Consider the following 12,880-nt stretch of genomic DNA (forward strand, 5'->3'; position numbering starts at 1 on the left):
AGCTTATTTGGCCCCGTGAACTCGGTAATACTCGTCGATCTTGTCCTGGATCTCGATCGAGGTCTGGACCTCATCGGGCACCTTCGCGGCGTCGATGAACTCGCTGTAGACCTCGGTGAAATCCATCTTCGACAGATCGAGCTTCTGGAACTCCTCGATGAGGAAGCCCTTGCAGTCGGCGTCCTTGGGCTTGCCCCAGGGCTTGTTGATCTGCGCCCTGCCCTGCTCTTGCAGGATGCGGCTGAGCTTGCTCTCGAAGCAGCAGTAGGACTTGCGCTTGGAGGTGCAGACGCCGAGCACCTTGTCCGAGCAATAGGTCCCGACATAGTGGCACAGGCCCATGCGATCCTTGACGTCGAGGGTCATTTCCTCAGGCGAGCACAGAAACATCGTCAGGAACGGGGTCGCCAGGGCTGCGATCGCGGCAGGACCGCTGACCAACGCGGCCGCGCCGGCGGCGGTCGTTAGCAGGCCGCTCGTCTTGCCGGCACAGCAATTGACCAGACCGAAGACGGGCTTGTGACATCCGGCCTTTTCGCCGTTGAACAAGGTCATGGTGTCAGGGTCGAAGTGATCGCGCACGTTGCCCATGGCCTGGACCGCGACCATCGCATCCTTGAACTCGGTCGAAGCTTCACGCTCGACCTGCGTGCACTCACCATTGATGCAGTAAAGATCGCCGCCACAGATCGCGCCCGCAGGCGTGCCGGTCCCGGTGGCCGGCGTCTTGCAGGCATAGACCTTGTCGAAGACATTGCATGAGCCGTCCTCGTTTTCGCTCAGGCACTCGTTATGATCGAAGTGACACTCGGGTTTCTTGTCGAGCGCGCTGCAATCGGACGCAGCGCGGCGCTCGGTGCACTGGAAGTTACGCGCCCACGCCCAGCATGGCTGTGTAACCGCGATGCCGTCGATGACGCGGGTCACCGGATCGCTGTCGGTGCACACCTCGGCGCCTTGCTCGACACATTGCGCGTTCGCGGCATAGGAGCATGCGGGCGCGTTGCGGGTAACGATCGGTGGGCTCACCGTCTCTGCTTGCGAGGCCCAGAATTTGCCGGTGGCCGGCACGATTCCGGTCCAGCTGGTCGGCGTGGCAGCGGCAAGCCCGGTGAGCTCCTTCGTGCACTCGAAGATCTCGGGCTGAAAGTTGGTGTCCTTGCAGCTATGACCCGGCGTGAGGCCGAGCAGCGGCTTGAGCTGGCTGCAGTAGCCAAAGGTGCCTTTGCTTTTGCAGGTCCCATCCGCGATCGCAGCCGTCAGGCCCGAGCGAGCCACATAGGGCCCCTGGGTCGAGGTATAATAGATGTACGACTTGACCCGGTCGAAGCGCACGCTGAGCGAGGACGTGCAGGTCTGCTGCTGCTGGAAGAGCTGATCGCCCTGGTTGCAGGTCTCGTAATAGGTCGAACCAGCAAGCCCACTGGTGGGCAGCGGCTCGCAGGCCGCCGCCGAACCACCCACGCCCATGCCAGGACCAAGGAAGCTTTCGGGCTTGTCCTCGATCGTCTTGGCGGCCGACAGGTCGATCGTGGACGGATCGAACTCGGGTCGGGCTGGATCGATGACGACACCGTAGTTGGGATCGCTGTAGCGCGCGCTTACCCCGGCATCGGTCAACGCCTCTTCATCGTCGAGGTACTTGGACGCCTCGATATCGGTCCCGCCGAATCCGGGTACGCTGGTTTCCGCGCCGCTCTGCAAAACCGTGGTGGCCGAACCCTGGCGCACGGACCTGGCAAGATCTTCGCCCTGCTTCGCTGTCTCGGACTGCGCCATGGCAGGAGACGCCAATGCCGTCGCCACGATCAGGAGAGGCAGCCACAGCTTCACGGATGCTTCGCCAGGTTGGCAAGCGCCACGCGCGAAGCGGGGGCACCAGGCCCATCACCTTGCGCAAACGTCTCCAGCGCGTAACCGAGCGTCACATTGCCGGTGATGCGATCATGCGGCGGTGGCGGCGTGACGCAGTCGAGCTGGTCGCAAGGTTCAAAGCTGCCCGATGCGGCGACGATCGTGGGCACCCGGTCGATCCCGAATGCCCGAAACAGGCGTGGATCGATGGTGATGTTGGGCGCGTCCTTTTGGTCGACCGCCTTGGCAAGCAGCTGCACGAAAGGCTTGGCACCGCCTTGCGAGAAACCGCGAAAGACGATGACGCCGCCGGCGCGCGTCGTGTCGAGGATCGTGCGGCGCAGCGAATCCTCGGGCATCGACAGGCTGACAAACGCGATTACGAGCGGGGTCGACTTGGGACCAGCAAGGTTGCCCTTGGCACCGGCGACCATGGCGTCGAAGTCGATCGCGCCATCCTTGGAGCCGCCGGCGATGCCCGACACGTCGAGATCGGCGATGCGGTCATACGCGTCATCAACGACAGCCTGTGCCGCCTTGGCCTGGGGTTCACCCTGGCCTTTGACGAAGTCGAGGAGCGATTGCGCGTCTTGCTCAGCGCCCTCTCCGCGCTTCTCGATCGCCTGTAGGTCCAGTCCCTCGATGGTCTGGGCGAGCGCGGCGCTGACGAGCCCGACGCCAAGAACGCCGGCGACGGTGAGCAGGGACTTGCGCATGCTCATGCGGCCACTCCAATCCAGAGATCGATCGCGTCGATGACGAACGCGATAACGACGATCACAAAGCCAACAGCGGCGAGCAGCATGCCCGCGGCCTGCAGCCAGACTGCTGCGGGCTGGCGACACATCTTGGGTTCCTGGGCCATCACAGCACGCAACAATTGCGCTTGCGCCAGACCAGGAAGCCCATGTCCTCACCCTTCACCGGGTAAGTCCGAGCGGCGCGCGGGAGCAGGACCGAACCGCCGATCGGCGAGCAGGACTCGCGGCCTGAGACCATCGGCGTCGGATTGACCTGCTGCAGCCGGTACTGGCTCTTCTTGAGGATGGGCATGACGTACTTGCTGCACAGCGCCTTGGACCCCATCGTGCCCCATCCCAGCGCCTGGCGGTGCATCTTGTAGATCATGCGCTCGGCCGCGAGCCGCCCTGACTGCGTCATGCCGGTGCTGGCACCGATGTTGCCGTTCAAGGGATACATCGAGCCTTGGCAGCCCGAGCACCAGAACAGCTCGTTGAGCGGCAGCGCCGCCGTCGCCGCGACACAGTCGGCAGCACAAGCCGCCTGCGCGAGCGGATTGGCAAAGATCAGCGCTTCGGGATTGATGAGCGTGGTAAGTGCATCATCCTGCCACAATGGGTCGATCTCGGTCATGTAGGCGACGTCGAAGCTCGACTGCTCGAAGCACAGGAAATCGGTCAGGATCTCCATCCAGTAGAGCAGCGGATAGACGTAGTAGTGGACGTGATACTTGGCGGTGTCGGTGCCGCCATTCGAGCCGGTATTGGCGGCATAACCGCCGCCCATCGACAGGCCCGGGTTGAGCTTGATGCCGCCAAGGTTGGGAAAGCAGAACGGCTTGGTCGTGACATCGATCAGGCGCGCCGGTTCCCAGAACCCCATTGCGATGCCGATACGCGGGATCGGCTTATCGCACAGGCAAAGGGGCGAGTCCGGGTTCTTGGTGTCGGCACGCGATGACGGCCAGATCTTGAGGCCGCCAACCGAGAGCGGAAACATGCAGCCCCAGCACACATCGGTGATCGGATTGACGATGTTGCCCGAGCAGCTTCCCGCAGGCAGGTCCTGCGCGCGCGCGAGACCCGGCACCAACACGAAGAGAGCCACGACGATCTGGAGCAGCCATTTGTTCATGGCAGGTCATCCGCATCGTCGTCGGTCATCCGCGACATCAGATAGTCATCGTCGGCGGTGTTCTTGGCGCGCATCCAGAAGATGCCCTGCACGGCGATGAAGACCGCCAGGCCTGCGATCACGCCGAGCGCGACGCGGCCGGCGATGATCGTCCAGAACAGGGTCATTGTCGCCAGCACCACCAACGCGACGATCAGCCGGATCCGCGCGGTGCGCAGCTCTGCGGTCTCGGGTGCAGCCATGGGGGCGGGCATGTGCTTGTCGAGCCAGGCCTTCATGCGCCTTTTCCTTGGCTGAGCGCGTCCTCGGTCACGACGAGGATCTTGCCCTTCTGCACGACGGAAGCCGGGACATGCTCGATCCCGAACTTGGCGGTGAGCGATCCGGCCTGGTCGAAGTAGAAGCGGCGCTGCCTGGCTTTGATAAGTTCGAAGGGCGACCCTGCGACCATGATGACCTTGGTCTTGAGATCATCGCCCTGCGCCATCGCCCAGGACACCTGCGCGGGATCGTCGCCGTTAATGAACAGCAGCTTTTGCGGCATCGCGATCGTGTCGAGCGGATTGATCCGCTGGCCCGCTGCCGCGATGAGGTTGCCCTTGTGATCGCGGATATCGTTTTCGATAACGACCGTCGGATCGAACTCCCATGAGCGGTCCTCGATCGCAGCGCTGATGCCGGCGACCGGCACCGGCCGCATCACGCGGGCTTTCACTCTCGCGGCGAAACGCGCGTTGAGCTCGTCGAGCTTGCCGCTGGCCTTGGCGCCTTCCAGCTTGGCGCGGATCACGTCGAGAAAGTCGGGCTCGACCACTGGCCACGCTTCGCCGACCTGACCGTGATCGACCGCATGCGCGGGGGACTGCCATGGCAGGATCGTGCCGCTAACGGCGCCGATGAGACCGGCAAGGGCGAACGGCAGGATCCTCACAGGATCGGCCTCCCCACCCCGGCGATGCGATGACCGCAGACAAACCCGATCGCGGCATAGCGGCTGTCGAAGCCGTCCTTGTGCGGCGTAGCGGCAAAGATGCAGTTTTTCGGCACGGTACCGATCGGGCCGGGAGCAAGAGGATCACCGCGCCGGGTGAGCGGCTTGAGGCGAGCGACCTTGTGACCGTTGACAAGCACGTCGGCGCCGTCGCGGCTGACGACATCGCCGGGCAGACCGTATGCAATCTTGGCAAAGGCGGAGGGATGCTCGCCGAAATACTTGATGACCAACGGATCACGGCCCGGATTGAAGATCACGTAATCGCCACGAGCGGGAAAGCGGCCCGCCTCGACAACGAAAGCCCAATTGGGGAGTGACTCGCTCTCGTTGATCATGAACGCGTGCGAGTGGCTCCAACGAGAGAGATGCTGATAGCCGAGCACCGCGACAGCCAGCGCACCGATCGCACCCAGCTTCTTGCCAAAGCTTAGCGGGAGCCGCGCGGGCGCCGGCTCACTGAGCGTTGCCACCGAGCGCTCCCATCGCATTGAGAGGCGAGATCGCCTGGGCAGGAGCGGCAGGCTCGGCTGCAGCCTGGCCTGGAGCGAGAGCCTGACCGGTGCCATTTGCCGAAAGGTAGGCCTGCATGTCCTGCTGGACCGGCGTCGCCGCTGCGACCCTGGGCATGGGCACCTTGGAATAGACCGCCTGCTTCACTTGCTGGGTGATGTCGGGGATGTCGCCGCCGATCACAGCCTCGTTGACCAGCACGACGCGTCCGGACTTGCCGATGTCAGCGATTGTCTTGTCGAGTTCCGCCATGAACCGGGTCGTCGCGGCGGCCGCAGTCTGATCGTCGCTACCCGAGCGGGCCTGAGCCTGAAGATACTCGGTCATGACACCCTGGAGCTGCAGTTTGACGAACTCGCCCTTGCTGTCCGGCGGGGCGACGATGCTCTTGGTCACCCAGGCACCCCAGCAGGTGACGGCGATCAAGGCGCCAACCATCAAGACCTGACGCGCATCTATGCCGGTCCTGCGCCGAGTGCGAACCACCGCCGGAGCGGGACGGTCGGTCAGGCGATCAGGGGCTTGCGGGCGCATTTGCGCCGGGGCAGCTGCGGGCGTGTCGATGGTGTCGGCGTAAGCGAGATCAGTCATACGATGATTCCTCAAACAGGGCGCGCATGAGCGAGTGGCGGCGCAGGAGGCCGGATGTGCAGAACACACCGAACACGCTCCACAGCACGATAAGGTCGAACTGGCGTTGGCGATCGGCGTCCGCGACGATGTAGCGCGAGGACAGATTGGCCAGATGATGCATGGTGCCCTCGATCGAACAACCGCCGACCACGAACACAGCCAGCATCACGAAGCCAAGGGCGACCATGGTATTCACAACCAGCCATCCCGAGCCCCGCAGGGCGGTGGCGATCATCGCCTGTCCCGTTGCTTTCAACGGCACACTGCGGCGTAACGGCATGGTGGTCATTCGGCGGCCTCCAGCATGGGTTCGTTTCGACGGACACGATCCGGAAAGGCGACCATCTCGATCGCGTCGGCGACCGACCAGCCCTGGTGGACCAGCGCTTCGATGCGAGCGAAGACGTCCGGGCTCGAAGAGTAGAGCGTGCCCGAGTAGGCATCGAGCACGAGCCGGCACACCGTCTCGGTCTCCGGCCCGCGGATCAGCAGATCGGAATACTCGATGCCATTGCGCTTCAAGGAGCGCAGCAGGGTCTCGGTGTAGGATGTCATCTCGAAGCGGTCGGACTTGCGAAAGTCCGAGATCGTCTCGGCCTTTTGCTGCAGGATCAGGAACCAGTCGGAGTTTTCAAGCGCGGCGCGACTGCCGTCCGACTTGTAATAGTCGTTGATCGACTGCGTGGCCGTGATGAGCGAGGCACCGTACTTGCGGCATGTGCGCGAGTAGGTCTCGACGAAGTCGGCCATCGCGCCCCCTTTCAGCATCTGCCATGCTTCGTCGATCAGCAATGCCTTGGGGATCGAGCGGCTCATGCGCCGCATGGTCTGCGAGGCGACGAACATGATCGAGGTGAGCACGACGCTGCGCAGTTCCTCGCGCGAGGCAAGATCGGACAATTCGAAGACGGTCAGGTCGGCCGAGAGGTCGAGGTTGCTATCGCCAAGGAAAAACCGGCCGTAAGTGCCGTTACTGGAAAACGGCAGCAGCGACATCGCCAGGTCCACCGCGGACTCGTGATCGTGCAGCTTCAATGCGGCAATGACGTGGTCGACGGTGCCATCGCGCTGATGCTCGTTCCACACCGCGTTGACGGCCTGGTCGATAAGCCCGCGCTCGGTATCGTTGAGCCGGTTCTCGTAGCGCGCCATCTGCGACAGGATCGCCTTGAGCATCGCCAGGCAGTCGACGAGGTAGTCCTCATCCTCTTGGGCAAGATCGAGATCGATCATGCGGAAAGGGTTGATCGAGATGCCCGAGGACAGCTTGAACTCGGTGAAGGTCCCGCCCAGCGCCTTGGCCATGTGCTCGAACGAACGGCCATCGTCGATGACGATCGTCTTGGCGCGCACACCGGCGAGGCTTGCGGTCAAATCCTGCAGCAGCACCGACTTGCCCGAGCCCGACTTGCCGGCGATCGCGACGTTGTGGTTGCCGGCCTTGTTCTGGAACGGCGACCAGAACTGTGGCTGACCGCGCCTGCCGATGAACAGCACGTGCGGGATGTGGCCGCCGACGTACTCACCCTGGATTGGCGCGATCGCAGCGACGTTGGAGGACAGCATCGTGCGGAAGCGCTTCATGCGCTCGAGGTCGGACTGCAGGCCATCGGCGATCATCAGCGGGAAGTGCGACATGAAGGCCGGCAACTGGATGTGCGTCTCGTCGATGAGATCCCATCCCGCAGCCTTGTAGAGCCCCTTGATCGCACGCTCGGCCGTCTCGGCGGTGCCACGCGGGGCGATGATCGAAACCGAGTAGTAGCAACGGATCAGCTTTTCGCCGCTCTTGACCCGCTCCTGGACCGCGCGCCACTCTGCCGCCTGGTCCTTGAGCTTGGGGACGAGCTTGACCCCCTGCCCTTCGGACAGCGACTGCGCGCGCACGAACTTGCGGCCAGCCTTCGATTCCGAACTTTCGACGCCAGGCGTGATGCCGCAGACCGACTGCAGCGTCGGACACGGCAGGCACAGCTTGGGATTGAAGATGTCGCCGATGGTCTTCTGGGTGTCCCAGGGCGCCCAGCGATCGGGAAAGTTGCGGATCGACATGGTGCGCACGTCGAAGCGCTCGGGCACATAGTCCTCGTACTCGGGCACCCCGTCGATCACCGAGCCCGTGGGCCGCAGCGACTGCGAGTGCAGCAGCAGGCGGTCTTTCTCGACGTGGGTCACCAGATCGCGGCGCACGCACTGCTCGTTGATCGGATCGAAGCGATTGTAGCCAGGGGCATCGTCGCCGGCGCCGGTGGATGGCGAAAGGATCTCGTCGAAGAAGCGGATCAGCTCGACCGGCTCCAGGATCCGCACAGGGATGTTGATCGAGTCGAGCGCGGAGATCAGACCCTCGCGCATGGTGATGAGGTCGTCGAGCTTGATGCCCGAGCCATCGGGAGCACCCACCGAGACCAGCACGCGGAAGTTACGCAAGTGGAACGGACCGTCACTGGCCAGCGACTTCCACGCACCGCTGCGCAGCTTTTCCGCACGGTGACGCGCGAGTGTCGAGAACACGCCGCCAGCTTCCATGCGCGGCAGCATCCATTCGGTCAGCTTTTCGGCAACGCGTGGGCTCGAATAGTTGACGATGCTGAACGCAGAACCCGGCAGCAGGATGTCGGCAAAGATGGTGCCGATAATATCGGCGGTACGCTCGTCGCCGCCGATCATGGGCGCGAGTTCGAGGACGAACCCCTTGGAGCGCACCTGGTAGAAGATCTTGCGGGTCTCGTCGAACGAGCGATAGCCCAGGTAGTGCGAGAGCATCGGCACGGCAGCGGGCCGCGCCCTCACCTCGGGCTTGCGGGCATCGCCCAGGACCATTTCACGAAGATTGTCTAGCAAGCCCATGTGGGTGTCACTCCGGCGAGGGGAGGGAAGCGGCCTGGCGACGCGCGCGCTTCGACAGCTTGGCGTCGACATCGGCCTTGATCCGGTCGACCGCTTTGACAGCAGGCGAGATCGCGACCTTCGGGGCGGATGCCGCGGATGCAGCGTCGACCAGGACGGGCGTGGCGTCTTCGGCTGCGCTCACCGACATCAGCGCTGGCGCACTCTGCGCCGCTGCAAGGAGGCCGCGTGCTTCCCCGCGACCGCGCGACCGGTTTGCGAGTTCGACGCCGCTCGCGGTGCGGCCAGGGAGCGCAACGGCGGCAGCGACCGCGCGGCGCTCGTGCGTGATGCCGGCGACATCCGTGTAGGCCGGGAACACGATGCTGAGCTTGTAGCTCTGGTTCTGGCTTGCGATGACGCCTTGCGCGTTCGCCATCTGCGCACGGCCGCCGTCGCCATCGTCGACCTTGTAGGGGCCGGCAGGCGCCATCAGCTCGTTGGCGTCAGCGCTGGTGATCTCGGACAGGGCCTTGTCGTCGATCGCGATCGAGGGCGCACAAATGCCGTCAGGCGCCTCGCACTTGAACGATCCGTTGATGTTGGATGCAAAAGTCGTGCAGCCCGAGGTCAACGCCAAGGCGCCAAGCGCGAGCGCAGCAGGGATTGAACGGTGCATCAGCTTGCTCCCTTCAGCCAGGATTCGAGGAACTCGCGCGGGCGATAGCCATGGACGACAGCGCCATCGCTGCGCACGATCACCGGCGTGCCGGCAAAGCCGTTCGCCTTTGCAAAGGCCTCATTGGCGTCGAGACCGGTGGTGTCGCACTTGCCTGGCTGTGGCAGCGTTTCACCGTTGTAGGCACGCGCCAGTGCCTTGGGCTTGTCGGCCGCGCAGATCACGGCGTTCGAAAGCGATCGGGTGCCGAGCACCGAGATCGGCCGTTCGATGACCTTGACGTTCATGCCCGCCAGGGTCTCGTGCAGGCGATTGCAGTACCCGCAACGAAAGTCGCTGAAGACCGTGACCGTTAGCGATCCGGAGCCGTAGCTGACCGCCCCGGAGGCAGGCAGCCCGTTGAGAACAACCTTCTGCGATCCAGTGGCGGGTTGCGCAGGCCGTGTGGGGGCAGACACGGCCTGCGCCTCGTCGGAAGCCGGAGGACTGGCGGCTCCCCCGACGAGTGTTTCGGGGCTGATCTCGAGAAGACGCGCGGCAGTCAGATCCTGCCGTGTCTCCATGTCGTAGACCCGCCCAATGACGAGATAGCGACCCGCAGGGTCGGTGTAGAACAGGTTGGTTCCGGCCTGCACCTCGCACAGACCCGCGATCTTGCCGCATTTGACCGCCGTCAGCGGTGTTTTGGGCAGGCGCGTGGTGAGCGCCTTGGTCAGCGATGCGTCGGCATCGGCGGTGGCGGCATAGAGACCGGAGCCTCCGGCCAGAGCGCTGAGCGCAGCGGCGCTCATGAGAATTGCCTTACGCATGGATCACCTCAATTGCGGATGAAGGTTCCGTCGAGGAACACGACCTCGACGTCGGCGCCGGTCGGCATTTCGATGACCGGCTGATACTGCTCGGCGCGCTCGATCAGATAGTTCGAGACGGTGTCCCCGGCCGTCGAGACGCCCTCGCCCACGCCACCCTTGAGGATGTCGCCGGTGCTGAGCTGGTCGCGCTTGCCATCGACGCTGACATTGGCGCCCTGGAAAATCGAGTTGGTGTTGGCGGTGAAGCCACGACCGAAGCCGCCGGCGAGCCCGGCAAGGAAGGCCTGGCCGATGAGCCCGCCTTCGCGGCTGACCACCCTGCCCCGCAATCCCACCTTGCCGCCGAACGAGATGAAGCCCTTGACCTCGGAGACCGCATAACGGCCGCCAGGCTGCGGGCACGTCATGCGCTGCAGCTTCACATAGACTTTCTCGGAAGACAGATCGCCGTAGGCCGCGCCGTTGACCATGCAGCCCTGGACGCGGGTACGCAGCAGCTTGCCATCCGAAAACACCGAGCGAGCCGGCCCAGTGATGCGCAACAGCACCGGCAGTGGATCGCCCTGGCTCCGGACATTCGTGGCAGCATCGACGCCGACCACGACCTTGGCCTGTGCCATCGAGTTGGGCGGAAGGTAATTGGGACTATCGGTGTAGACCGCCGCCTGCTTGCCGCCCGCCTCAATGCGCTTGGCATCGCCGGTCGGCCCTGCGGGACCGCCACTGAACGAGACCAGCTTGACCTCGTTCGAGCGTGTCATCGGTCCTGCCCCGCCCATCCCCATCGCGCGAGCGGCAGCCGCCGCGCCCGGTGCGCTGGCGTCGGCGCTGGGGCCACCGCCCTTGCCGACCTGCTGCTTGAGCTCGCGGTTTTCGCGCTCGTAGGCGTCCAGCACCCGCGTCGCGTCGGCCTTCATCTGCTCGTTCTCCTGGCGCAGCGCCTGAAGCTCGCTCTGCACCTGGTCGACCTTCGTCACCGCGGTCTGGACGCCCTTGAGCTGGTTGGTCTGCGCAGTCTGCTGGTGATCGTACATCGTCATCCAGTCGCGATCGGCGAGCTGGCGGTTCATGATCGCATCGGTCGAGACTTCGACCTTGTCCTCACCTTCCTTGGTCGCGAGCTTGGCTTCCTTGCTGTCACCGCCCAGGACGAACCACATCGCAGCAAGACCGATGAGGCCACCGCCGCCGTAGAGCATCAGATTCTGGCGCTTCTGGGTAGAGGAGTTCTCGGCGATCATGCCGCCATCATCGAGCTCGTCGAGCGCCTCTCCGGGCTGCTCGTCGACGTTCTTGGGTTTGCGCTTGAAGATATCCATCAGAGGTCTCCTGCGGGTACGACGACGTAGGCGCCGGTGGCCTGGCCTGGTTGTAGGGAGGCGTTGGAAATGCTCACCGCGATCGCGCCTTGCGAGGCGATGGTGTCATCGCTCACGACGACCGGCGCCTTGCCGGTGTTCTCGATGCGCAGGACCTTGCCGGCCATCGACAGGCCATCGTACTCGCTAACGAGTTGGACCTTGAGGCTGCCGACATTCACCGGCGTGCGCGGTTGATCGCGGATCTCGAAGCCTTCTAGCGGCTTCTGCTCGAACATCGCGCGCACCAGCGTCACCGCCTGCTGATCGAGCGGCAGGCCGGCTTTGAGCGCAACGGCTTGCGGCTTGGCTGGCTTGGCCATGTCGGCGTTTGTCACGAAGACCTGTTTTGCCTCAGTGCCGCTGACCTTGCAGACGAACTTGTAGACGAAGCCCTTCTGCGTCGTGCCGAAGAACGAGATCGTCGAGCGGGTGTAGCCCTCGGGCACCGAAATGTAGATGTCTCCGCGCGTCGGCTCGTTGACGATCCCGAAGTCCTCGGTCGCAATCCCGGTGGTGACCTTGGACACCGACGCGAATTGATCGTCCTTGAGCGAAATGCGCGTGAGGTCCTGCTTGGATGCATCGCAATCGACAGCCCCGTTGTCGGTGGCGGTGACGCTCTGGTCCGCAAATGCCGGAACCGCCGTCATCAGGCCGGCGCCGAGCAGGAACGTGCCGAGGCAGCGCTTTGCGAAACAATCGATGGTGGAAAGCCACGACACGCCCGAAGCGATCTCGCAGGCGGCTACGACGTCAGTCATCGGTGTTGTCCTTGTCCTTGTCCGTCTTGACCACGACACCGAAGCCGCGAAGCTTGAGGCTCAGACCCTCGTATTTCCAAGCGAACTTGAAGACCTTGTTCTCGCGGCGAACGTCGCGTGAGGCGACGACGGTGTGAAGGATGCCGCCGACTTCGCTGGTCAGTGTCTCTGGATCGACACGGATCCAGTCGATGGTCACGAACTGCGTGACCTGTGAGCCCTGCTGCTCCTGCAGGATCCCCATGAGCTTGGACTTGAGCGGGCCGCGCGCCTCAGGGGCCGTGATCTCCAGGATCGAGTCCATCCAATACTGCAGGGTCTCGGGCGAGCGATTGAGCGCCAGCTGCGCCGCGTCACGGGTGACGGCCTCCAGATAGTCCTTGGACACGCCCGATGATGAAATCGACATCTGCTTGGGGATGACCGGCTGCAGGATCACTTCGCGATCCCGGCTTGAAGCCATAGTCAGCAGTGCGAAGCACAGAACCGCGAGGACCAGGCAGGAAATTGCCAACAAGTTACGCTGCTTGAGCGCACGCTGCGACTGCTCATGTGCGAAAGAGAGTTCCATG

The 12,880-nt window shown here is 63.9% G+C and carries 15 protein-coding genes; all 15 read right to left on the minus strand.

Annotated features, from left to right (window positions below; genetic code table 11):
- Positions 1–3: 3 nt before the first annotated feature.
- The 15 genes from ACXJ1Z_RS19160 to ACXJ1Z_RS19230 are packed head-to-tail and all read right to left on the minus strand — an operon-like array spanning position 4 to position 12,879.
- Positions 4–1,833: a conjugal transfer protein TraN gene (locus ACXJ1Z_RS19160; protein ID WP_463781346.1), complete on the minus strand. Its 1,830-nt coding sequence runs from the start codon at positions 1,831–1,833 to the stop codon at positions 4–6.
- Positions 1,830–2,576: a type-F conjugative transfer system pilin assembly protein TrbC gene (gene trbC, locus ACXJ1Z_RS19165; RefSeq protein WP_463781347.1), complete on the minus strand. Its 747-nt coding sequence runs from the start codon at positions 2,574–2,576 to the stop codon at positions 1,830–1,832. The genes ACXJ1Z_RS19160 and trbC overlap by 4 nt, the downstream gene beginning before the upstream one ends.
- A complete protein-coding gene (locus ACXJ1Z_RS19170) occupies positions 2,573–2,719 on the minus strand; it encodes a hypothetical protein (protein ID WP_463781348.1) in 147 nt (48 codons plus the stop codon). Before ACXJ1Z_RS19170 ends, trbC begins: the two co-directional genes overlap by 4 nt.
- Positions 2,719–3,729, minus strand: a complete 1,011-nt coding sequence (gene traU, locus ACXJ1Z_RS19175; RefSeq protein ID WP_463781349.1) for a conjugal transfer pilus assembly protein TraU — start codon at positions 3,727–3,729, stop codon at positions 2,719–2,721. Before traU ends, ACXJ1Z_RS19170 begins: the two co-directional genes overlap by 1 nt.
- Entirely contained in the window at positions 3,726–4,007 is a 282-nt protein-coding gene (locus ACXJ1Z_RS19180; RefSeq protein ID WP_463781350.1) for a hypothetical protein, read from the minus strand. Before ACXJ1Z_RS19180 ends, traU begins: the two co-directional genes overlap by 4 nt.
- Positions 4,004–4,660 (minus strand): type-F conjugative transfer system protein TraW, encoded by a 657-nt coding sequence (traW, locus tag ACXJ1Z_RS19185; RefSeq protein WP_463781351.1) that lies wholly within the window; start codon positions 4,658–4,660, stop codon positions 4,004–4,006. Before traW ends, ACXJ1Z_RS19180 begins: the two co-directional genes overlap by 4 nt.
- The gene (locus ACXJ1Z_RS19190) at positions 4,657–5,193 is read right to left on the minus strand and encodes a S26 family signal peptidase (protein ID WP_463781352.1); all 537 of its coding nucleotides are present in this window, start codon (positions 5,191–5,193) and stop codon (positions 4,657–4,659) included. The genes traW and ACXJ1Z_RS19190 overlap by 4 nt, the downstream gene beginning before the upstream one ends.
- Positions 5,177–5,824 carry a TrbI F-type domain-containing protein gene (locus ACXJ1Z_RS19195; RefSeq protein ID WP_463781353.1) on the minus strand — a complete coding sequence of 216 codons (648 nt, stop codon included), beginning with the start codon at positions 5,822–5,824 and terminating at the stop codon, positions 5,177–5,179. Before ACXJ1Z_RS19195 ends, ACXJ1Z_RS19190 begins: the two co-directional genes overlap by 17 nt.
- On the minus strand, positions 5,817–6,155 hold the full coding sequence (locus ACXJ1Z_RS19200) for a hypothetical protein (RefSeq protein ID WP_463781354.1): 339 nt from the start codon (positions 6,153–6,155) through the stop codon (positions 5,817–5,819). The genes ACXJ1Z_RS19195 and ACXJ1Z_RS19200 overlap by 8 nt, the downstream gene beginning before the upstream one ends.
- Complete coding sequence (gene traC, locus ACXJ1Z_RS19205; protein WP_463781355.1) at positions 6,152–8,716, minus strand: type IV secretion system protein TraC; 2,565 nt, start codon at positions 8,714–8,716, stop codon at positions 6,152–6,154. The genes ACXJ1Z_RS19200 and traC overlap by 4 nt, the downstream gene beginning before the upstream one ends.
- 7 nt (positions 8,717–8,723) lie before the next feature.
- The gene (locus ACXJ1Z_RS19210; protein ID WP_463781356.1) at positions 8,724–9,374 is read right to left on the minus strand and encodes a hypothetical protein; all 651 of its coding nucleotides are present in this window, start codon (positions 9,372–9,374) and stop codon (positions 8,724–8,726) included.
- Positions 9,374–10,165 carry a DsbC family protein gene (locus tag ACXJ1Z_RS19215; RefSeq protein WP_463781357.1) on the minus strand — a complete coding sequence of 264 codons (792 nt, stop codon included), beginning with the start codon at positions 10,163–10,165 and terminating at the stop codon, positions 9,374–9,376. Before ACXJ1Z_RS19215 ends, ACXJ1Z_RS19210 begins: the two co-directional genes overlap by 1 nt.
- A 26-nt stretch (positions 10,166–10,191) precedes the next feature.
- Entirely contained in the window at positions 10,192–11,505 is a 1,314-nt protein-coding gene (locus ACXJ1Z_RS19220; RefSeq protein WP_463781358.1) for a TrbI/VirB10 family protein, read from the minus strand.
- Complete coding sequence (locus ACXJ1Z_RS19225) at positions 11,505–12,308, minus strand: type-F conjugative transfer system secretin TraK (protein WP_463781359.1); 804 nt, start codon at positions 12,306–12,308, stop codon at positions 11,505–11,507. Before ACXJ1Z_RS19225 ends, ACXJ1Z_RS19220 begins: the two co-directional genes overlap by 1 nt.
- Positions 12,301–12,879 carry a type IV conjugative transfer system protein TraE gene (locus ACXJ1Z_RS19230; protein ID WP_463781360.1) on the minus strand — a complete coding sequence of 193 codons (579 nt, stop codon included), beginning with the start codon at positions 12,877–12,879 and terminating at the stop codon, positions 12,301–12,303. The genes ACXJ1Z_RS19225 and ACXJ1Z_RS19230 overlap by 8 nt, the downstream gene beginning before the upstream one ends.
- Position 12,880 lies beyond the last annotated feature (1 nt).

Source organism: Novosphingobium sp. TK46 (genome assembly GCF_055361525.1).

Excerpts from the sequence above, each read along its gene's own strand:
- trbC (WP_463781347.1), bottom strand. The coding sequence starts at position 2,576 with ATGAGCATGCGCAAGTCCCTGCTCACCGTCGCCGGCGTTCTTGGCGTC.
- ACXJ1Z_RS19170 (WP_463781348.1), bottom strand. The coding sequence starts at position 2,719 with ATGGCCCAGGAACCCAAGATGTGTCGCCAGCCCGCAGCAGTCTGGCTG.
- traU (WP_463781349.1), bottom strand. The coding sequence starts at position 3,729 with ATGAACAAATGGCTGCTCCAGATCGTCGTGGCTCTCTTCGTGTTGGTG.
- ACXJ1Z_RS19180 (WP_463781350.1), bottom strand. The coding sequence starts at position 4,007 with ATGAAGGCCTGGCTCGACAAGCACATGCCCGCCCCCATGGCTGCACCC.
- ACXJ1Z_RS19195 (WP_463781353.1), bottom strand. The coding sequence starts at position 5,824 with ATGACTGATCTCGCTTACGCCGACACCATCGACACGCCCGCAGCTGCC.
- ACXJ1Z_RS19200 (WP_463781354.1), bottom strand. The coding sequence starts at position 6,155 with ATGACCACCATGCCGTTACGCCGCAGTGTGCCGTTGAAAGCAACGGGA.
- traC (WP_463781355.1), bottom strand. The coding sequence starts at position 8,716 with ATGGGCTTGCTAGACAATCTTCGTGAAATGGTCCTGGGCGATGCCCGC.
- ACXJ1Z_RS19210 (WP_463781356.1), bottom strand. The coding sequence starts at position 9,374 with ATGCACCGTTCAATCCCTGCTGCGCTCGCGCTTGGCGCCTTGGCGTTG.
- ACXJ1Z_RS19215 (WP_463781357.1), bottom strand. The coding sequence starts at position 10,165 with ATGAGCGCCGCTGCGCTCAGCGCTCTGGCCGGAGGCTCCGGTCTCTAT.
- ACXJ1Z_RS19220 (WP_463781358.1), bottom strand. The coding sequence starts at position 11,505 with ATGGATATCTTCAAGCGCAAACCCAAGAACGTCGACGAGCAGCCCGGA.
- ACXJ1Z_RS19225 (WP_463781359.1), bottom strand. The coding sequence starts at position 12,308 with ATGACTGACGTCGTAGCCGCCTGCGAGATCGCTTCGGGCGTGTCGTGG.
- ACXJ1Z_RS19230 (WP_463781360.1), bottom strand. The coding sequence starts at position 12,879 with ATGGAACTCTCTTTCGCACATGAGCAGTCGCAGCGTGCGCTCAAGCAG.